This is a genomic window from Microcoleus sp. B6-A1 (assembly GCF_036705085.1).
In the GTDB taxonomy this organism is placed as follows: Bacteria; Cyanobacteriota; Cyanobacteriia; order Cyanobacteriales; family Microcoleaceae; genus Microcoleus.
Window position 1 is genome coordinate 35,762 of sequence record NZ_JAUBTU010000017.1, and the last position, 15,947, is coordinate 51,708.

At 44.2% G+C, this 15,947-nt stretch carries 16 protein-coding genes; 6 read left to right on the forward strand and 10 right to left on the reverse strand.

Translation table 11 applies throughout. The features are described 5' to 3' along the window. Positions 1-60 precede the first annotated feature (60 nt). From QUB11_RS08455 to QUB11_RS08470, 4 genes are all read right to left on the reverse strand, one after another. Positions 61-639, reverse strand: a complete 579-nt coding sequence (locus QUB11_RS08455; protein WP_333202096.1) for a Uma2 family endonuclease — start codon at positions 637-639, stop codon at positions 61-63. A gap of 134 nt (positions 640-773) precedes the next feature. Then, on the reverse strand, positions 774-2,744 hold the full coding sequence (acs, locus tag QUB11_RS08460) for an acetate--CoA ligase (RefSeq protein WP_333202098.1): 1,971 nt from the start codon (positions 2,742-2,744) through the stop codon (positions 774-776). Between the two features lie 121 nt (positions 2,745-2,865). Beyond that, complete coding sequence (locus tag QUB11_RS08465; protein WP_333202100.1) at positions 2,866-3,153, reverse strand: hypothetical protein; 288 nt, start codon at positions 3,151-3,153, stop codon at positions 2,866-2,868. A 52-nt stretch (positions 3,154-3,205) separates the two neighbouring features. Next, positions 3,206-3,721, reverse strand: a complete 516-nt coding sequence (locus QUB11_RS08470) for a DUF433 domain-containing protein (protein WP_445300746.1) — start codon at positions 3,719-3,721, stop codon at positions 3,206-3,208. Positions 3,722-3,826: 105 nt separating this feature from the next. On the opposite strand from QUB11_RS08470, the gene QUB11_RS08475 reads away from it, so the two are divergent. After that, positions 3,827-4,486 carry a restriction endonuclease subunit R gene (locus QUB11_RS08475; RefSeq protein ID WP_333202234.1) on the forward strand — a complete coding sequence of 220 codons (660 nt, stop codon included), beginning with the start codon at positions 3,827-3,829 and terminating at the stop codon, positions 4,484-4,486. Between the two features lie 119 nt (positions 4,487-4,605). Continuing rightward, a complete protein-coding gene (locus QUB11_RS08480) occupies positions 4,606-5,454 on the forward strand; it encodes a site-specific DNA-methyltransferase (RefSeq protein ID WP_333390258.1) in 849 nt (282 codons plus the stop codon). A gap of 15 nt (positions 5,455-5,469) precedes the next feature. On the opposite strand, the gene QUB11_RS08485 is transcribed toward QUB11_RS08480, so the two are convergent. Both QUB11_RS08485 and QUB11_RS08490 read right to left on the reverse strand, forming a co-directional pair. Next, positions 5,470-6,075 carry a ScaI family restriction endonuclease gene (locus tag QUB11_RS08485; RefSeq protein ID WP_333202103.1) on the reverse strand — a complete coding sequence of 202 codons (606 nt, stop codon included), beginning with the start codon at positions 6,073-6,075 and terminating at the stop codon, positions 5,470-5,472. After that, a complete protein-coding gene (locus tag QUB11_RS08490; RefSeq protein WP_333145260.1) occupies positions 6,076-6,297 on the reverse strand; it encodes a helix-turn-helix transcriptional regulator in 222 nt (73 codons plus the stop codon). 351 nt (positions 6,298-6,648) lie between these two features. Here QUB11_RS08490 and galT point away from each other — a divergent pair, with 351 nt between their 5' ends. Further along, on the forward strand, positions 6,649-7,695 hold the full coding sequence (gene galT, locus QUB11_RS08495) for a galactose-1-phosphate uridylyltransferase (protein ID WP_333202105.1): 1,047 nt from the start codon (positions 6,649-6,651) through the stop codon (positions 7,693-7,695). A gap of 247 nt (positions 7,696-7,942) precedes the next feature. Here the strand turns inward: galT and QUB11_RS08500 are convergent, their stop codons facing one another. Both QUB11_RS08500 and QUB11_RS08505 read right to left on the reverse strand, forming a co-directional pair. Next, positions 7,943-8,227 (reverse strand): hypothetical protein, encoded by a 285-nt coding sequence (locus tag QUB11_RS08500; protein ID WP_333202107.1) that lies wholly within the window; start codon positions 8,225-8,227, stop codon positions 7,943-7,945. Positions 8,228-8,383: 156 nt separating this feature from the next. Continuing rightward, positions 8,384-9,361 carry an acetamidase/formamidase family protein gene (locus QUB11_RS08505; RefSeq protein ID WP_333202108.1) on the reverse strand — a complete coding sequence of 326 codons (978 nt, stop codon included), beginning with the start codon at positions 9,359-9,361 and terminating at the stop codon, positions 8,384-8,386. A 322-nt stretch (positions 9,362-9,683) separates the two neighbouring features. Between QUB11_RS08505 and QUB11_RS08510 the strand changes: the two genes are divergently transcribed. The 3 genes from QUB11_RS08510 (at position 9,684) to QUB11_RS08520 (ending at position 13,526) form a co-directional block, all read left to right on the forward strand. Beyond that, complete coding sequence (locus tag QUB11_RS08510; protein WP_333202110.1) at positions 9,684-11,507, forward strand: metallophosphoesterase family protein; 1,824 nt, start codon at positions 9,684-9,686, stop codon at positions 11,505-11,507. Positions 11,508-11,623: 116 nt separating this feature from the next. Further along, positions 11,624-12,871 carry a DUF262 domain-containing protein gene (locus QUB11_RS08515; protein ID WP_333202112.1) on the forward strand — a complete coding sequence of 416 codons (1,248 nt, stop codon included), beginning with the start codon at positions 11,624-11,626 and terminating at the stop codon, positions 12,869-12,871. Positions 12,872-12,884: 13 nt separating this feature from the next. Beyond that, a complete protein-coding gene (locus QUB11_RS08520; RefSeq protein ID WP_333202114.1) occupies positions 12,885-13,526 on the forward strand; it encodes a HEPN domain-containing protein in 642 nt (213 codons plus the stop codon). A 157-nt stretch (positions 13,527-13,683) separates the two neighbouring features. Here the strand turns inward: QUB11_RS08520 and QUB11_RS08525 are convergent, their stop codons facing one another. Together QUB11_RS08525 and QUB11_RS08530 are read right to left on the reverse strand one after the other, a co-directional pair. After that, on the reverse strand, positions 13,684-14,889 hold the full coding sequence (locus tag QUB11_RS08525) for a DUF4336 domain-containing protein (protein ID WP_333202116.1): 1,206 nt from the start codon (positions 14,887-14,889) through the stop codon (positions 13,684-13,686). A 126-nt stretch (positions 14,890-15,015) separates the two neighbouring features. Then, positions 15,016-15,858 carry a Uma2 family endonuclease gene (locus tag QUB11_RS08530; protein WP_333202118.1) on the reverse strand — a complete coding sequence of 281 codons (843 nt, stop codon included), beginning with the start codon at positions 15,856-15,858 and terminating at the stop codon, positions 15,016-15,018. Positions 15,859-15,947 lie beyond the last annotated feature (89 nt).

The following is a 15,947-nucleotide window of genomic DNA, read 5'->3' on the forward strand; positions in this document are numbered from 1 at the left end:
CAAAATACTGACCGTCTATTGGCGGCTACCGTCATACATAATTTGCTAAATTGCGATCGGCTACATCTCTCGACGGAACGCTCTAATAGCTTCCCCAGCATCAGTTTCCGCCATTAAAATACAGCGTTTCATCAAATCGAGATCGAGGTTGTTGAGTCCGGGTAGCTGACTGCGATCGCTATTTTCATAGCTACCATCTTGGAGATGATATATCTTCAGTAATCCATCTTCCCAAAACCAAACCTCTGGAACACCCAAAGCTTTATAGCGCTCTAACTTACTGATTCCTCCACTGGTAAAGACAACTTCGATCGACAAATCGGGAATTGGTTTTACACTCCCAATGCAGTAGGATTCGTCTGCTTGCACAGAGACAACTCCCGATCTTTCCTGCGTCATTGCCCCTGTGGGCTTGAAGAAAATTCCCTGTTCGACGAGAAAAGTAGTCACTAAGTAACCGATAACATGAGCCAAAGTTTCGTGGTCTTCTCCAGGCATCAGAATCTCGATCGTCCCATCATAGTAAAATAGTCGCACTCTAGGGGAGCCTTCAAAGCCTTTTTGGATAAATTTAAACCGTTCCCACATTCCATGATGAACAATTCGCTGATCTGTGGTTTTGCTAAGTAGTGGAGGCATCGCGCTCAGATCCAGTCCAGAAGTTATGTTGATTGTAGCTCATATTTAACAATTAAACCGCAGATGAACGCCGATAAAATTACATCAGCATTCATCCGCGTTAATCTGCCTACATCTGCGGTTAAAAAATCCCCCTACGCACCTCCCCGCAACTTATCCAAAACAGTCCGATCTTCCAAAGTCGAAGTATCCCCAGAAACCTCTTGTCCCGCCGCCAAAGAACGCAGCAATCGGCGCATAATCTTCCCGCTTCGAGTCTTCGGCAAAGCATCAGTAAATCGAATTTCGCCGGGACGGGCGATCGCCCCAATTTCCTTAACAACGTGCTGCTTCAATTCCTTAGCCAATTCATCGCTAGGTTGCTGCGAGTTGTCCAGCGTGACAAAAGCCACAATTTCCTCACCTTTAATCTCATCCGGTTTACCAACAACCGCAGCTTCCGCCACGGCTGGATGCGATACCAAAGCTGACTCGACTTCCATTGTGCCGAGTCGGTGTCCGGCCACATTAATTACATCGTCAACGCGGCCCATTACCCAGAAATAACCGTCTTTGTCCTTGTGCGCGCCGTCCCCTGCAAAGTACACAAACTCGCCATCTTTCGGGTGCAAATATTCCCAATAAGTGCGGCGGAAGCGATCGGCATCGTTGTAAAGTGTCCGCATCATTCCCGGCCAAGGATGTTTCACCACTAAATAACCGCCGCTTTCGTTAGTTACTGGTTCGCCATCTTGGTCAACAACATCAGCCACAATTCCGGGGAACGGTAGGGTTGCAGAACCGGGTTTTGTAGGAATTGCACCGGGCAAAGCGGTAATCATAATTCCCCCGGTTTCTGTTTGCCACCAAGTATCGACGATCGGACAATTCGACTTCCCAATTACTCGTTGATACCACATCCAAGCTTCGGGATTGATCGGTTCGCCGACGGTTCCTAACAATCGTAAAGATGACAAATCTCTGGCATTCGGCAAGTGTTCGCCCATTTTCATAAAGGTGCGAATTGCGGTGGGTGCAGTATAGAAAACGGTGACGCCGTATTTTTCAATTACATCCCAAAAACAGCCAGGATTTGAAGGGCGAGGAGCACCTTCATACATTAAAGTTGTCGCACCGTTGGACAGCGGCCCGTAGACAATATAACTGTGTCCAGTAATCCAGCCGACATCAGCAGTACACCAGTAAACATCGGTATCTTGAAGGTCGAATATCCATTTGGTTGTCATGTGGGTATAAAGGTTATAACCACCGGTTGTATGGACGACTCCTTTCGGTTTTCCGGTACTGCCACTGGTGTAGAGTACGAACAGCATATCTTCGCTGTCCATCGGTTCGGCTGGACAATTTGCCGATGCACCTTTTTGCAAATCGTGCCACCAATGATCGCGCCCTGGTTCCATGTCAATTTTCTGTTTGGTGCGCTGAACTACGAGAACGTTGGTAACGCTGGGTGTGGCATTATTTGCTAATGCTTTGTCTACTTGTGTTTTGAGGCCGACGGCGGTATCTTTGCGGAAGCCACCGTCAGCGGTGATGACGAGTTTTGCTTGGCCGTCGTTGAGTCGATCGCGCAAAGCTTCTGCACTAAAACCGCCAAAAACAACGCTGTGTACTGCACCGATTCTGGCGCAGGCTAGCATGGCGATCGCAGCTTCGGGAATCATGGGCATATAAATGCCGACGCGATCGCCCTTTTGGACTCCCAATTGTTTGATGACGTTCGCCATTTGGCAGACTTCGCGGTGGAGTTGCGCGTAGGTGAGGGTGCGGGAGTCTCCCGGTTCGCCTTCCCAAATCAGGGCGGCTTTATTTTTGCGCCAAGTGGTTAAGTGGCGATCGAGACAATTGTAAGAAATATTAATTTTACCGTTGACAAACCATTTAGCAACAGGCGGCTGCCAGTCGAGCACGGTATCCCAGTTTTGGAACCAGTGCAATTCTTGGGCGGCGAGTTCTGCCCAGAAGGCTTGGGGGTCAGCTTTGGCTTTGTCGTAGAGGGCTTGGTATTCTTCTAGGCTTTTGATGTGAGCTTTTTGAGAGAATTCAGCGGGCGGCTGAAAGAGGCGTTTTTCATGCAGAATTGATTCGATGGTATCTTGCGACATTGCTTTTAACTTTAACTTCGGTTAGTCTTTTTAACTATTGTTTGCATAAGTTGGGGCAAAAGTATGTTTATTTTCCTTAAGACTTTGGGGAAATTTGTAAATGTTGGGACTGTCTTAGAAATTATAGCACTGGTAAATTGTAAATTCTATCTTGGTACTCATTATCAAATGATGCTTCATAAATCAGAAGCAGTAGTTCAATATTTTGACCGATACTCAGCTTGAAATTCAGGATAAAGATTCCTGGTATATGGCGATTTTGCTCTAAATGATCTGTTAAATGAACGGGCATAGAGCGGCGGTTGTTGGTAACAAGAATGAAATTGTGGATTTCGCACCAAATAAGAATTTCTGGATCGAGAGTCCCTTTGGAAGGTGCTGTTAGTTCTCCCACTCCTAGAACAACCATATCGGGATTGCGTCTGCGAATTTGATTGACCTACGCAGGATCGACATTTTCATCAAAGAGATACTGGATTGACATCCACTTTTCTCCTTGCATCTCTTTCTGCTTTTAATTTGCGGAGTTTTTCAGTCACTGGAGGAGGATTGCGACGTTGTTCTTCTCGCATTTTATCGCCCCATTCCAGCCATTCGGTTATGTATTTACCGACTGCTTCTTTGTTGTGCAGGTAGTACAAAATGGTCGCATAAACTTGTTCGAGGGTGAGCGATGTATAAATGTTAGCGATTTCTTCGGGAGTTCGAGCGCGAAATAGGTATTCATAGAGAATGGTTTCGATGCCAATGCGAGAACCTTTGAGCCGAATATCGTCAGGTCTTAGGAAGCTGAAATAGTCTTCAAGTTGCGTGGTTTGGTGGTTGGCTTCATGAGATTGCTTCTCTTTATTAATGTCTGTTCCTTCGGGAACCAGCACAATTACTTCGGCTCGGCTGTTGCGATATAACTTGAGCGGTTCACCAACGCACAATTGTCCTAGATCGTCGATCGTTGCCATCACTTTAATTGCTTTCATACAATCTACCCGATTTACAGGAGCGATATCTGGTATGATTATATCATAACAAATTCGATGGTAATGCTTTTATAATTGACATTAACAGCCGATCGCACTAAAGCCATGACGCAAAATTTAGAAGCAAGTCAACTCTCGCTAAATGACGTTCGTCGCCTTCTCAAATTGGAAAGACAAACAGGAGGAGGTTTTACTGATTTTTTCTCTCTGGAACCTCTGACGGATTTTGAACAGCAGGAATTATTGCAAATCAGCAATGACTTTTGGCGCTATCTAGAAGTGGGAAAGGTTTCTGAAGAATTGGTTAAGTTTTTGTCACTTTCACCGTTAATGAGATTAACGGGATTTTTTAAAGTTCCTGTGGTGCTGACAATGGAAGATAGCATCCCCATCGAGGTTGAGGATGAGGATACTTTAATTAAAGGCCGCTTGGATGTCTTAGCGGTAAATCAGCCGGATGCAGACATAGCGGCGGCACAGTTTTGGATTTTGGTAGTGGAGGCGAAAAATAGTGCGATCGATCCTTGGGCCGGTTTGCCACAATTGCTGACTTATGCTTATAAAAGTTTGCAGCAGCAATCGTCTGTTTGGGGATTGACGACGAATGGACGTAACTATCAGTTTGTGTATCTGACGCGGGGAAATCCTTGTACTTATCAGATTTTACCGGAATTGAATTTGATTGACCCAGAGCGATCGATCTTGTTGGCGCAAGTGTTGAAAGCGATTTGCAAGTTGCAGAATGTGCAGTTGCAGTTGGCATGATGTTTGGGAATTCAGGAAGACGAATTAAGGAAGTACACATGATTTAATTACTCCCTGAGTTAATCATTAAAAACGGCAAATTTGTGCCAATATAGATTTATACCATCATAAATTTTATCATGCTTATAACTGATATAGTGAATTTTTTAGGCAAACCCTACTTCCACGCGCCAAACTGCCTCATTTATCAGATGGACTGCTTAGAAGCAATGTCCAAGCTCCCTGATGAATGCGTCAACCTTACTGTGACCAGTCCCCCCTATAACATTGGCAAAGAATACGAAAAAACACTACCACTAGATAAATATTTAAACTGGTGTGAAAGCTGGATAAGTGAAAATTATAGGCTCATCCTTCCTAACGGCGCTTTCTGGCTCAACTTGGGGTATCTATCAATTCCCAATCAAGCTAAAGCTATCCCCATTCCCTATCTACTTTGGGACAAAATTCCTTTTTACCTAATCCAAGAAGTTATCTGGCACTATGGCGCTGGGGTTGCTGGTAGTAAGTTCTTTTCACCGCGCAATGAAAAGTTTCTTTGGTATGTTAAAAACCATAAAGACTATACATTTAACCTAGATGATGTGCGCGATCCAAATGTAAAATATCCTAATCAAAAAAAGAATGGAAAAATTAAAGTCAACTCCCAAGGCAAAAATCCGACTGATGTTTGGGAATTCCCGAAGGTAACTTCTGGTAAAAATAGAGCATCAAAAGAGCGAACCTCTCACCCCGCTCAATTTCCAAGTGCTGTTATACAGCGAATCATCAAAGCTTCATCCAACCCAAATGAAATCATTTTAGACCCTTTTTTGGGTTCAGGAACTACGGCGGTTGTTGCTTTAGATTTGCAGCGCACTATTATCGGATTTGATATCTGTCAGGAATACTGCGATTTAGCTGCCAACCGAATTGATGATTTTCTAAGACAAAAGCAGATTAGCGAAGCTCAATTATCTTTATTTTAAAGATGGTAAATATTGCTAAATAGGCAATTGCAGCAACTTATATCGCTCTACATCAGGGCTTAATTTAGCTTGCTGACCAGTGGCTGCTGTTTGCCCTTGCCAATCTTCTCGATCTATCCATCCAAATCTAACTAAATTAATATTTAGAGTTTGCACGCTTGCCATTTTGGGATTGAATTTCTGGAAATTAACTACAAGGTAATAGCCGGACTTGTCTTTTTTCGGCTTTGCTCCTAGGGCGCTTTGTTGAGCATAACTGCGATTGCCGTAAGTGTTACGACTACTTGAAGAAGTTTTAATTTCAATTGAGAAATTATTGTTCGGGATGTAAACAATATCTTTTTCGAGGGTACTGTGATCGCGCCGCCAAATTCCGGGGTATTTGCTGGCGAGTTCTAATGGGATTAGTTCATGTAAAAAAAATCCCATAATTTGGGGAGTTGGGAATAAATTTATTCCTATTCTGTAGCCTCTGCTGGTTATGCTGGATTGAAAAATTTCACTCCAAACTTGAATAACCACGTCATAAATTTCTTGTGGATCTAGTGGGTGTCGATCTATGAGTTCTCGTGTCTTCTCTTCCCAATCTTCGACAGGAAGTCCGGTATAGGGTGATTGCATTTACTCTATTTCCTGCAATAGTTCGCTTGGCGATACTCCTAGAGCTTTTGCTAACCGCAAAATGTTTAATAGAGCTATGTTTCGCTCACCCCGCTCAATACCACCAATGTAGTTGCGGTGCAGTCCGGCTAGTTCTGCTAACTTTTCTTGGGAAAAGCCCTTTGATGTCCTTAGCCTGCGAACTTGCTCTCCAAATTTTTTTAGCTCTGGATTTTTTGCCACACGAGCAAGATATCGGTGAGTGCACTCCAAAATCTACACACTATAAGTGTGATTTAGGATTACATGAAAACAGCACGCCCATAATCCGACGAAGCAGACTTAACTTGATGCCATTACTTTAATTGCTTTCATTGGTACTCCGGGTAATCTAGGCCGTAACAAATAGATTGATGTCTAACGCTTTAGATACCGTCAGTCTGATGTTGGGTAAAATTTTACTCATGACAACCGACTTAATACCTTCGGAATTAGATATCAAGATTTGTTAAAAGTCTGCAATCAGACACTGACAGAGTACACATATTTATCTAAAATAAGAGACAATTTGACCCGGAAACTGAAGGTAAAAAAGTGTCTGAACTTAGACAAAATTTAATTACCAGAGATTGGGTAATCATCGCCACCGAACGGGCGACAAGACCGGATCAATTCGCTAACAAAAAAAAGTCGGCCACCGTAGTGCCACCGCACCGCGCCGATTGCCCGTTTTGCGTGGGAAATGAGGAAGACGGAACCTTAGAAACTTGCCGTTTGGGCGATTCCCTACGGGATAGCTTCGCTTCACGCGCTGGCTGGAAAGTCAGGGCAATTTGCAACAAATATCCCGCCCTCTCCCCGACAGCAAAATGGATGAGGATATCATCGGGAATTCACCGCACGATGGCGGGAATCGGCGTGCACGAAGTAATTGTCGAACACCCGCGACACGATTTGACGACAGCTTTGTTGAGCGTTGAAGAAGTTGCCAACATACTTTTAGTATACCGCCAGCGTTATGTAGAAATTAGAAAAAATCCCCACATTGAAACAATTATTATCTTCAAAAATCACGGAGAAACTGCCGGAACTTCTCTCGAACACCCCCACTCGCAGATAGCAGCGACGCCCGTTGTACCCAGCCAATTTCGCAGCCGCATCGACGAAGCTATTAGATATTTTGATGACACGGGAGAATGTCTGTTTTGCCGGACTTTGGAAGATGAATTAGCGGCGAGAGAAAGAGTGATTTGTGAGAGTGAACATTTTGTGGCTTTTATCCCTTACGCTGCACTTTCACCGTTTCACACTTGGATTTTTCCGCGCCGACATTCCTCTTCCTTTGATGAAATTACTGATGGGGAAATTACGGATCTTGCTGATACTTTGAGAACTGTACTAGCTAAGCTTTATTACGGATTGAACAATCCTGATTACAACTATAATATTCGATCGGCACCGATCGCCGAAGGGGGAACAAAATACTTTCACTGGTATATCGCAATTATTCCCAGAGTCACCAAGCAAGCTGGATTTGAGTTGGGCAGCGGGATGTTTATCAATACTGCTTTGCCCGAAGAAAGTGCGGCTTTTTTGCGATCGATCGAAATTCCTAGTGACAGTAATTTCCCGCCCATCTAAAGTATCCTACATCACAATAGGTCAAGTTTACTGAAACTGGGGGTGGAAATGCACCCAGCTATTCTGAGTTGCGAGTCTGCGTTGAGGGAGGAAATTGATATTATTTGAGATTTGAGATTAAAGGATTGGGAATAACGGATGATCTAATGGTTTAGATCACCTGCCGAAAGTTGGATTCTTTTTTTAAACTGGTATAACTTACGCTCTAAAGTGATGAACGTACAAATACTTAGGGATTTTACCAAACTCACAATAAACTTTCGACATACTGCCAGCCGTCGTCGCTAAAAGTAGCTCTCAACATATCTCTAATTTTGGCATCGATCGATAAGATTCCCTCGCCAGAGTCACCATTCTCGCCGATGTCGCAACTGTCATCAGACATATGTTCTTGGATGAGGGCCAGAGTATCGGCGAAATTAGCCAGAAAATAATGTTCGTGCACCCACGCTGTCGGATCTGGTATTGCTGCACTCCCAAAAGCTCGATCGACTAAATCTTTTTTGGCAACATCGTCAGTCTGGTTTTTCATGTTGAGCTCGATTTAGGTAGAACTGGTAACTTATCCCATTTTAAGCTTAATTGTCAACAGGAACGCGATCCTGATCGACCACAGCAGTGACAAATTTGTGTAGTTTGTGCGATCGCGATCGTAATTTTTTGGTCGCTCGTGTGTTATCATATTACCTCAAACTCGGTGGTCAATAATGTTCACATCGAGCAGAATACACTTGGGAATCATTCCGTGAACTCCTTTTTGAGGATTGTTAACAGCCTGCGTAATCCGAAAATTTACCGCAAGCGAACACAAAACATAAGCATCTTCCTCTTTGAAACCTGCAAACTTTTGCAGCCAATAAACCGTCTGTTTTACAGCCATCTCAAACGCTTCATCTAATGTTCTACCAAATCCCATAATCACAATATGAGTGGGCGTTTCCGCAAACGGAAATATCAGAAATAAATCCTTGCGTAAGATGATTTGAATAGTCCCGTTCATCGAAGTTTCAATCGCAGTACCGTCAACTTCACCATCTCCTTGTGCCGAATGTCCGTCGCCAATGGACAGTAAACCGCCGCGCAGAAAAACAGGTAAAAATAACCGCGTTCCTGGTTGCAGTTCCTGATTGTCCATATTGCCGCCGTAGCGCTCTGGAGGAATAGAAGAACGGTTGATTTGTGCATTAGCCACGCCGATAATTCCAAAAAAAGGATGCAGGGGAATCCGAATGCCGCTACCTGTGGGAAATTCAGCAGTTTTTTGCTCTAAATCTAGCGGAATAAACCGCAATTTAGGTTCGGGGAAATACTCAGGTAAAGCTCCCCATCCGGCGCGAATTGCATTAAATCCTACTGGCAAACTTGGGTAAACATCCTCAATGTGAATTTCTAAAACGTCTCCCGGTTCGGCGTTGTTAACATAAATCGGGCCTGTCAGCAAGTGGGGCCCCGGCCCAACTTTGCGGTTGGGGGGCAAATTCTGACAAATATCTAAAAATTCGGGGGTGAGAAATTCGGGCGGCGCTTTGTCAGCAACATAATATCCTGAATAGGTTTCGATATCGATGCGATCGCCCGAATCGACAGTTAAAGCAGGTTCTAGCTTCGGAGAGAAACCGCCCAAGTGTACGGTTTTGCAGTTAGCTTTGAGAAGGTGGCGAGTCATGGGATTTTAGATTTTAGATTTTAGATTTTAGATGGAAGGAAGGGTGTTAAGAATGTTATATCGCAAGTCTCAAGCATTTTGGATAATTTTTTTTAATGAACCACAGAGGGCGCAGAGGGCACAGAGAAAGAGAATGGAGAGATCAGAAGAGGTCAAAAAATGGTTTAGGTTTGTTTGATGGGAAATATTTTACTAATTTCTTAGCTTTTTGATAACGTGGGTAGTTTAAAATTTAAAGTGGGTGGCGCGGGTTTATATATTGGGGTGGGGAGTTCTGTTTGGCTGGTGCAACCCGCCCTTACAAACTAATGACTAATGAATTATGTTAACGCCTTTGCCCAATAAAGTAGAAATTTCTCAAGGTTATTCTCGCAATCCCTGGTTTTTTGGTGTTTTGATTTTGATTGTCCTATTGCTAGGTTTCATGATGCAATCTTACCTTAACAAACCTCAGCTTTTAACCGACCCGTTTCTGCAAGTCCCAACAGCAAACTCGGTGCGAGTTGTCTGGTTCACAGAGTTTGCCGGTACTCGCAACACTGTTGCTTACGGCGAAAATTTGAATCAAGTTGTGACGGCAAATACTACCAAGCTAAGCCGCACTCGCGAAGACAAAGACTCGCGCATTTCCGATGAAATGAAACAAAGCATCATTGACAGCAATCCAATTGTCCGCGACATCTGGCGCCACGAAGCAGAAGTCCCCAATTTAATACCCGGTGCTCGCATTCCTTATCGAGTCACCAGCGAAAGGAAAGACGGCGCATCTGTCAGCAGCAAAGTTTTCACTCTTTCTCCGACACCAGCAGCAGGAAGGCCGCTCAACATCCTCCTCACTTCCGACCATCAATTGATGCCTATGACAGCGGCAAATCTCCAGAAAGTAGCCGAAACAATTGGCCGAGTTGACGCGGTTTTCATGGCTGGGGATTTAATTAATATACCCGATCGCGCTTCTGAATGGTTTGACGATTACCGAGGCCGCGCCTTCTTTCCGTCTCTGCAAGGTCGCGCATTTTCCGAACTCGACAAAAACGGCATCAAAACCGTTTACAGCGGCGGCGAACTGATCCAACACGCGCCTTTATTTCCGGCCATTGGCAATCACGAAATCATGGGCCGCTTTGCAACCAACAGCAAACTCGATGACCAATTTAACGATCCTTTTCCCCGCGCCGCTGCCGAGAAAATATACGCCCAACGTGCTGCCTCTTTGAATCCTAGTAATGACTCTTCCGTGCGGGAAAGATGGCTAAAAAATCATAGTTTTAATAGCGATACCTATGACGAAATTTTCAATTTACCTGGAGGTAAAAATTACTATGCTGTGACTTTTGGGGATGTACGCTTAGTGACTTTGTATGTTACGAATATCTGGCGAACTCCGAATTTAGATCCGCGTGCGAGAGGCCGGTATCGGGAACGGGACGAAGATTTTAATCATCCCGAAAAATGGGGATACGGACAGCATATTTTTGAGCCGATTGTCAAGGGCAGCGCTCAATATAATTGGCTGCAACAAGAGTTAAAAAGTGCGGAATTCCAGCAGGCAAAATATAAAATTGTGATGTTTCACCACCCGCCGCATTCTCTGGGTGACAATATTGTACCTGCTTATACCGATCCAGTGCAAATAGTCGATCGCGCTCTCGATGGCGAGATTAAAATGGTGCGTTACGAGTATCCGAAACAGCAAGATTATCTGATTCGGGATGTAGTGCCGCTACTAGAAACAGCGGGGGTGCAGTTGGTATTTTACGGACATTCGCACTTGTGGAATCGGTTTGTAAGTTCCAGCGGAATGCACTTTTTGGAGACTTCTAATGTGGGTAACAGTTACGGTGCTTTTGTGGGGGAAAAGCGCCGATTTGTGCCGCCGGCATATCGGGAAGATTACAGCGCTATTGGAGACCCGAACGGATTGGAACCTGTGGTGCCGACTGTTGCGCCTTTGTTGGGGAAGGATGGGCGGCCGCTGCCGTATATTGATAGCAATGATATTACGGCTTTTACTATTTTTGATACGGGGGAGGGTACGGTTAGCAGCTACTATTTTGATACGCGGAAACCGGAGTCGCAAGTGGTGAAGTTTGATGAGTTTAAGTTGAAAAATTATCCCTCTAGCTTAAAAATAAGTAAAAATTAAAAGCGCTCGTTTTCATAATCGATAAATTAGTTACTGCTATGATAACTTAAGGCTTCTGACTTCTGCTATACTTAGGTATCTGTATCCAAATTAAACTTACCCAGTAGAGCGCGGTCATGCCTGAACTAAACCTCTTAGAAAAACCAGAAGAAGTAAGCTTCGAGGAGGAAGATGAAGCTCTAGATTATGAGCTTGAATCTAATGGTAATCCCAAATCTGTCTTAGACGAAATTTCCGAAATAATTGTAGCTGGAAATGACTGGACGACAGCCACCATACTCGATCAACTTGTTCGTGACAATATTCAACTTAATCCAAGATTTCAAAGGCGAGATGCTTGGGATATAACTCGTAAAAGCAGGTTTATTGAATCTATTTTTCTAGGATTTCCCATTCCAGATATAGTTTTGGCTTCTCAAGATAAAAAACGCGGAAAATTTGTAGTTCTTGACGGCAAGCAACGCTTGCTTACGATTCTGCAATTTTATGGAAGGAGCGAAACTCCCAACGATAGTTTTGCTTTGAAAAACTTAGAATTTAGACCTGAACTCAATGGTTGTACGCATGAGGATCTAAAAAACGATCTTCTCCATAGTTCTGTACTTGATGCACTGGATAATCAAACTCTTCGTACTACATTGATTCGGAATTGGCATACAGAAAGTTTACTCTACAAAATTTTTCTCCGTCTGAATGTAGAAAATACTCCGCTATCTCCACAAGAACTCAGGCAAGCATTGCATCCAGGTGATTTCATCAATTTTTTAGATGACGAATCAATTAAAAATCAGGCTTTAAGAAAAATACTTAAATCCCAAAATCCCGATCCTCGGATGCGCGATGTCGAATTATTACTACGATATGTAGGATTCCATCATTTTTTATCCGATTATCGCGGTAATCTTAAAGTGTTCCTGGATATGACTTGCAAAAAGCTCAACAAGGATTGGAAAGAGAAAGAAACTGAGGTCAGATATACAGTTAGCCAATTTGAAAAGGCAGTGCAAACAACCACTACAATATTTGGAGAAGAAAATATATTTCGTGTGTGGTTGAGTAGTTCTAATAGTTACCGAGGCAAGTTTAATCGAGCTATTTTAGATGTAATGGTTTTTTATTTTTCAGATCCAGTTATTAGTGAAGTTGCTGAGAAGAATCCGGCGGGTGTGCAAAAAGCTTTTAAAGAGTTATGTTCATCATCTAATAGCGAATTCAGAGAAGCTGTTGAGAAAAGCACAACTAGCATTCGCGAAACTCATACTCGTCTCTCACTGTGGGGCAAAGCTTTGTTAAAGGTTTTGGATGTAGAGTTTAATGTACCTGAACTCGTAGATAACCATATTATCTTTAACGGTTTGAGGTAAGTTATTAAGAGGTATGCCAAAATCCGTTAGATTTCGTACTCTAACCCAGCAGTTAAATAGGTTAAAAAAACAATTTTTTCCTAAGATTAATCCTCTAGGTTCATATTCCGAGCGGCAGCTAGCCTTAACTCTTGCCTACAGAGTTTTAGTTCATGCCGAAATTGAGGCTTATTTTGAGGACAGAGTTTGGGAAGTAGCCCTTAATGCTAAAAAGAATTGGGATAGTCAGGGTAAGAGTTGCCGTACTTTAATCTGCTTGCTTGGCTTTTCTGGTCAAATGATGGAAGCACCACCAGATACACTGACTCCAACTAAGGGAAGTAAAGCTTTGCCACCGGAAAAAATAAAAGTCAACAAAAAAATAGATTTAGCTATTAATAGTTTTAAGCGAAGTATTGACCAGAATCATGGCATCAAAGAAGCTAATCTTCTGGCGTTGCTTTTGCCAATAGGAATAGATACCGATGATTTAGATTCTGTTTGGCTGGCTACCATGAATACGTTTGGGGAAGAAAGAGGTGTGGCGGCACATACTTCAGCTACATCCCCGAAAACTATTAGAAGCATAAATCCTATAAATGAACTGCAGAGGGTAGAGCAAATTATTCAAGAACTTTTGAGGGTGGATGAGCTGATTAATAATTTAATGAGATAAATGAATAAACCGACACCAATTGTCAAGAGTTTAATCTTTTTGGTAGGCTTCTAGCCGGAACGGGCAAGATGCCCGTTCCACAATACTTTATTTTCTTGTGGCACAGGCATCTTGCCTGTGCTCAAACAGCTTATTCAGAATGGTGCAAAATTTCCGATTAAACTTTGTCTTTCGCAGGCGGAACCAAACCTGTTTTATTCAAACCCGCATCAATCTGCCTGAGCAATTTAAAATCATCTTCGGGTAAGGAATTAACAGGCGAGTGTTTTTCCAGAAACGAGAATGCTTGGCGAAATTCACGCGGCCGGGAGTCGATCGCACCATCGAAGTGACAAGGTACAATTTTTTCAAAGTCCCAACTCGCCACTTGATCCACCCAATCGAGAGTTTCCCTGGGGGCGCGGTTGAGAATCAAAGTCTGCAAAATCGGCGCGACAAACAACCGCCCTCCTCCCCGCAAAGCCTCAAACGATCGCTCCCAATGTGTTTTCCACTTGAACGGATACAACCCGAAATAAGCTTTCCTTGAGCGTTCTGGCGCTTGGCGTGCGCTGGCAAATACCTCCGACCACGGCGGCACTTCCAGCACGCTGGGGCTAAAATACATGGCAAATAAGGCGATTCTCTGCCACCCTTTGCGCCGATTTTCGTGGGTGTCTGCCACCGTGTCCGAGGCGCTGTCTTTGGCGTGAAATAGCAGCGGGTAAGAGTCGAGTTGGACGATCGCGGGCGGATTTTCGGGAATGGAAACTATGGAATCTGTTAACATCAGCGTGCGCGATCGTCTGTGAAATAACGCAACTTCTGCAAATTTGCCCAAACCAAGGTCCAGCGGGCCGAGAATTGCCCAGTCAAATTGATCGGCTAAGGGCGTGTTGCTGCTGTCAAAGGGCAGTACAGACGTGCGTTTGGAGGGCAAACCCAGCCAACTCAGCGGCAAATTCACCGGGAAACTCCACTGCTGCGGGGCGACAAACACCTGCGCTTCGGGAAAACACCTCGCAAAGGGGCCAACAAAAACTTTGTGCTCGATCCCCGAAACCGTTGTCAGCAGGATGTACTTCACCTCGCCGTGCTCTGCTACTAACTCCTTTACCAAGCGGATGCACTCAGGAGTCGGTGCAACGGGGGCGTAGACGAGAAGGCCTTCGGGTTCTAATTTAATTACTGTCATCCGAATCGGGACGACTACGTAGAAAATGCCTTGTAGTTGGTCAAAAGTCCAGATTGTGTCCTTGACTATTTCCTTGCGGATGGTGCGCCGCTTGCTGTAGGGATAGAGGGGGACAACTGGCCAAAAGGCCCAAGAATAGTCCCGATAATCAATCTGTGCTGATGTTGGTATGCCTTCGCCCTCTGCCACTGGTGCGACTCCTTGCCGATTTTTTTGTACGTGCGTGCGATCGAACTATTTTTATCTTATTTCACTCCTGTTGCGCGGATTCGAGGAGTTGAAACCGGGTTTCACCAGGCCTGGGTGCGAGAACTATTAAACCAACTGTTCAGGATCAATGCCTAACTCCCGCAACCGCGCCGCTAGTCTTTCCTCTCGCTGTTGAGATTCTGTCAGTTGCTGTTGAGATTCTGTCAGTTGCTGTTGAGATTCTAGAACTTGCTGTTGAGCTTCTATCAGTTGCCGTTCCGCCGCCGTCGCCCTTTCACCCGGACTCAAAATCAACCCTCCTTGGGCCGTAAACCATCGCAACCACAACCGATTCATACTCTTATAAGTGCCTTGCCACCAACCTAAACTCAACTGCAACTCAGGAATAAATAACCGCCCATCAATTAATTCTGCCGGTTCATAGTGGCCTCCTACAAGATGAAAAGCTCGCAATTCATCCGTGTAGCGACTGAAAATAAAATAGTAAGGAATCCGCAAAATTTGTTCATAAACTTGCCACTTAGTCGGCGGTTCCCCAGCTTGCTGAACAGTCCGCCCTAAATCTTCATCTTCAGTGCCCGGCGATAGCAATTCCACCACCACAAACGGATTTACCCGTTCTTGCCAAACTACATAACTCAAACGCATATCGCGCCCTTGATAAAGCCTTGGCACACCCACCGCAGCAAACCAATCCGGGCGTTTATGCCAGCGCGGTTGTGTTGCATCGTAATACAAATTTAGGTCGCTGGCTGTAAAGACTTGTTCCGCATCCCATCCCGGCGGCAAAAACGTGAATTCCAAGAGTTGCGGCTGATCTAAATGAAATGTATCTGGCAAACCGGGCTCCTTTGGGTCTTCGCTAGGTAAATCATACATTGTTGGCAAACTCTGCCGGGGGTCTAAAGGCGGTTCAGCTTGAGCAGGCGGGTAAGTCGGGAATGTCATAATGAATTCTGAGGTTGCTTATCCTGATATGATTATAACCTTGTGAGAATGTCTTGCATTTCCAAAGAATTCCCATTAACTCTCAATCT

Excerpts from the sequence above, each read along its gene's own strand:
- QUB11_RS08485 (WP_333202103.1), bottom strand. The coding sequence starts at position 6,075 with ATGCAATCACCCTATACCGGACTTCCTGTCGAAGATTGGGAAGAGAAG.
- QUB11_RS08465 (WP_333202100.1), bottom strand. The coding sequence starts at position 3,153 with ATGGTTGTTCTAGGAGTGGGAGAACTAACAGCACCTTCCAAAGGGACT.
- QUB11_RS08515 (WP_333202112.1), top strand. The coding sequence starts at position 11,624 with ATGCCTGAACTAAACCTCTTAGAAAAACCAGAAGAAGTAAGCTTCGAG.
- QUB11_RS08505 (WP_333202108.1), bottom strand. The coding sequence starts at position 9,361 with ATGACTCGCCACCTTCTCAAAGCTAACTGCAAAACCGTACACTTGGGC.
- QUB11_RS08500 (WP_333202107.1), bottom strand. The coding sequence starts at position 8,227 with ATGAAAAACCAGACTGACGATGTTGCCAAAAAAGATTTAGTCGATCGA.
- QUB11_RS08520 (WP_333202114.1), top strand. The coding sequence starts at position 12,885 with ATGCCAAAATCCGTTAGATTTCGTACTCTAACCCAGCAGTTAAATAGG.
- QUB11_RS08480 (WP_333390258.1), top strand. The coding sequence starts at position 4,606 with ATGCTTATAACTGATATAGTGAATTTTTTAGGCAAACCCTACTTCCAC.
- QUB11_RS08510 (WP_333202110.1), top strand. The coding sequence starts at position 9,684 with ATGTTAACGCCTTTGCCCAATAAAGTAGAAATTTCTCAAGGTTATTCT.
- QUB11_RS08470 (WP_445300746.1), bottom strand. The coding sequence starts at position 3,721 with ATGAAAGCAATTAAAGTGATGGCAACGATCGACGATCTAGGACAATTG.
- acs (WP_333202098.1), bottom strand. The coding sequence starts at position 2,744 with ATGTCGCAAGATACCATCGAATCAATTCTGCATGAAAAACGCCTCTTT.
- QUB11_RS08530 (WP_333202118.1), bottom strand. The coding sequence starts at position 15,858 with ATGACATTCCCGACTTACCCGCCTGCTCAAGCTGAACCGCCTTTAGAC.
- QUB11_RS08455 (WP_333202096.1), bottom strand. The coding sequence starts at position 639 with ATGCCTCCACTACTTAGCAAAACCACAGATCAGCGAATTGTTCATCAT.
- QUB11_RS08475 (WP_333202234.1), top strand. The coding sequence starts at position 3,827 with ATGACGCAAAATTTAGAAGCAAGTCAACTCTCGCTAAATGACGTTCGT.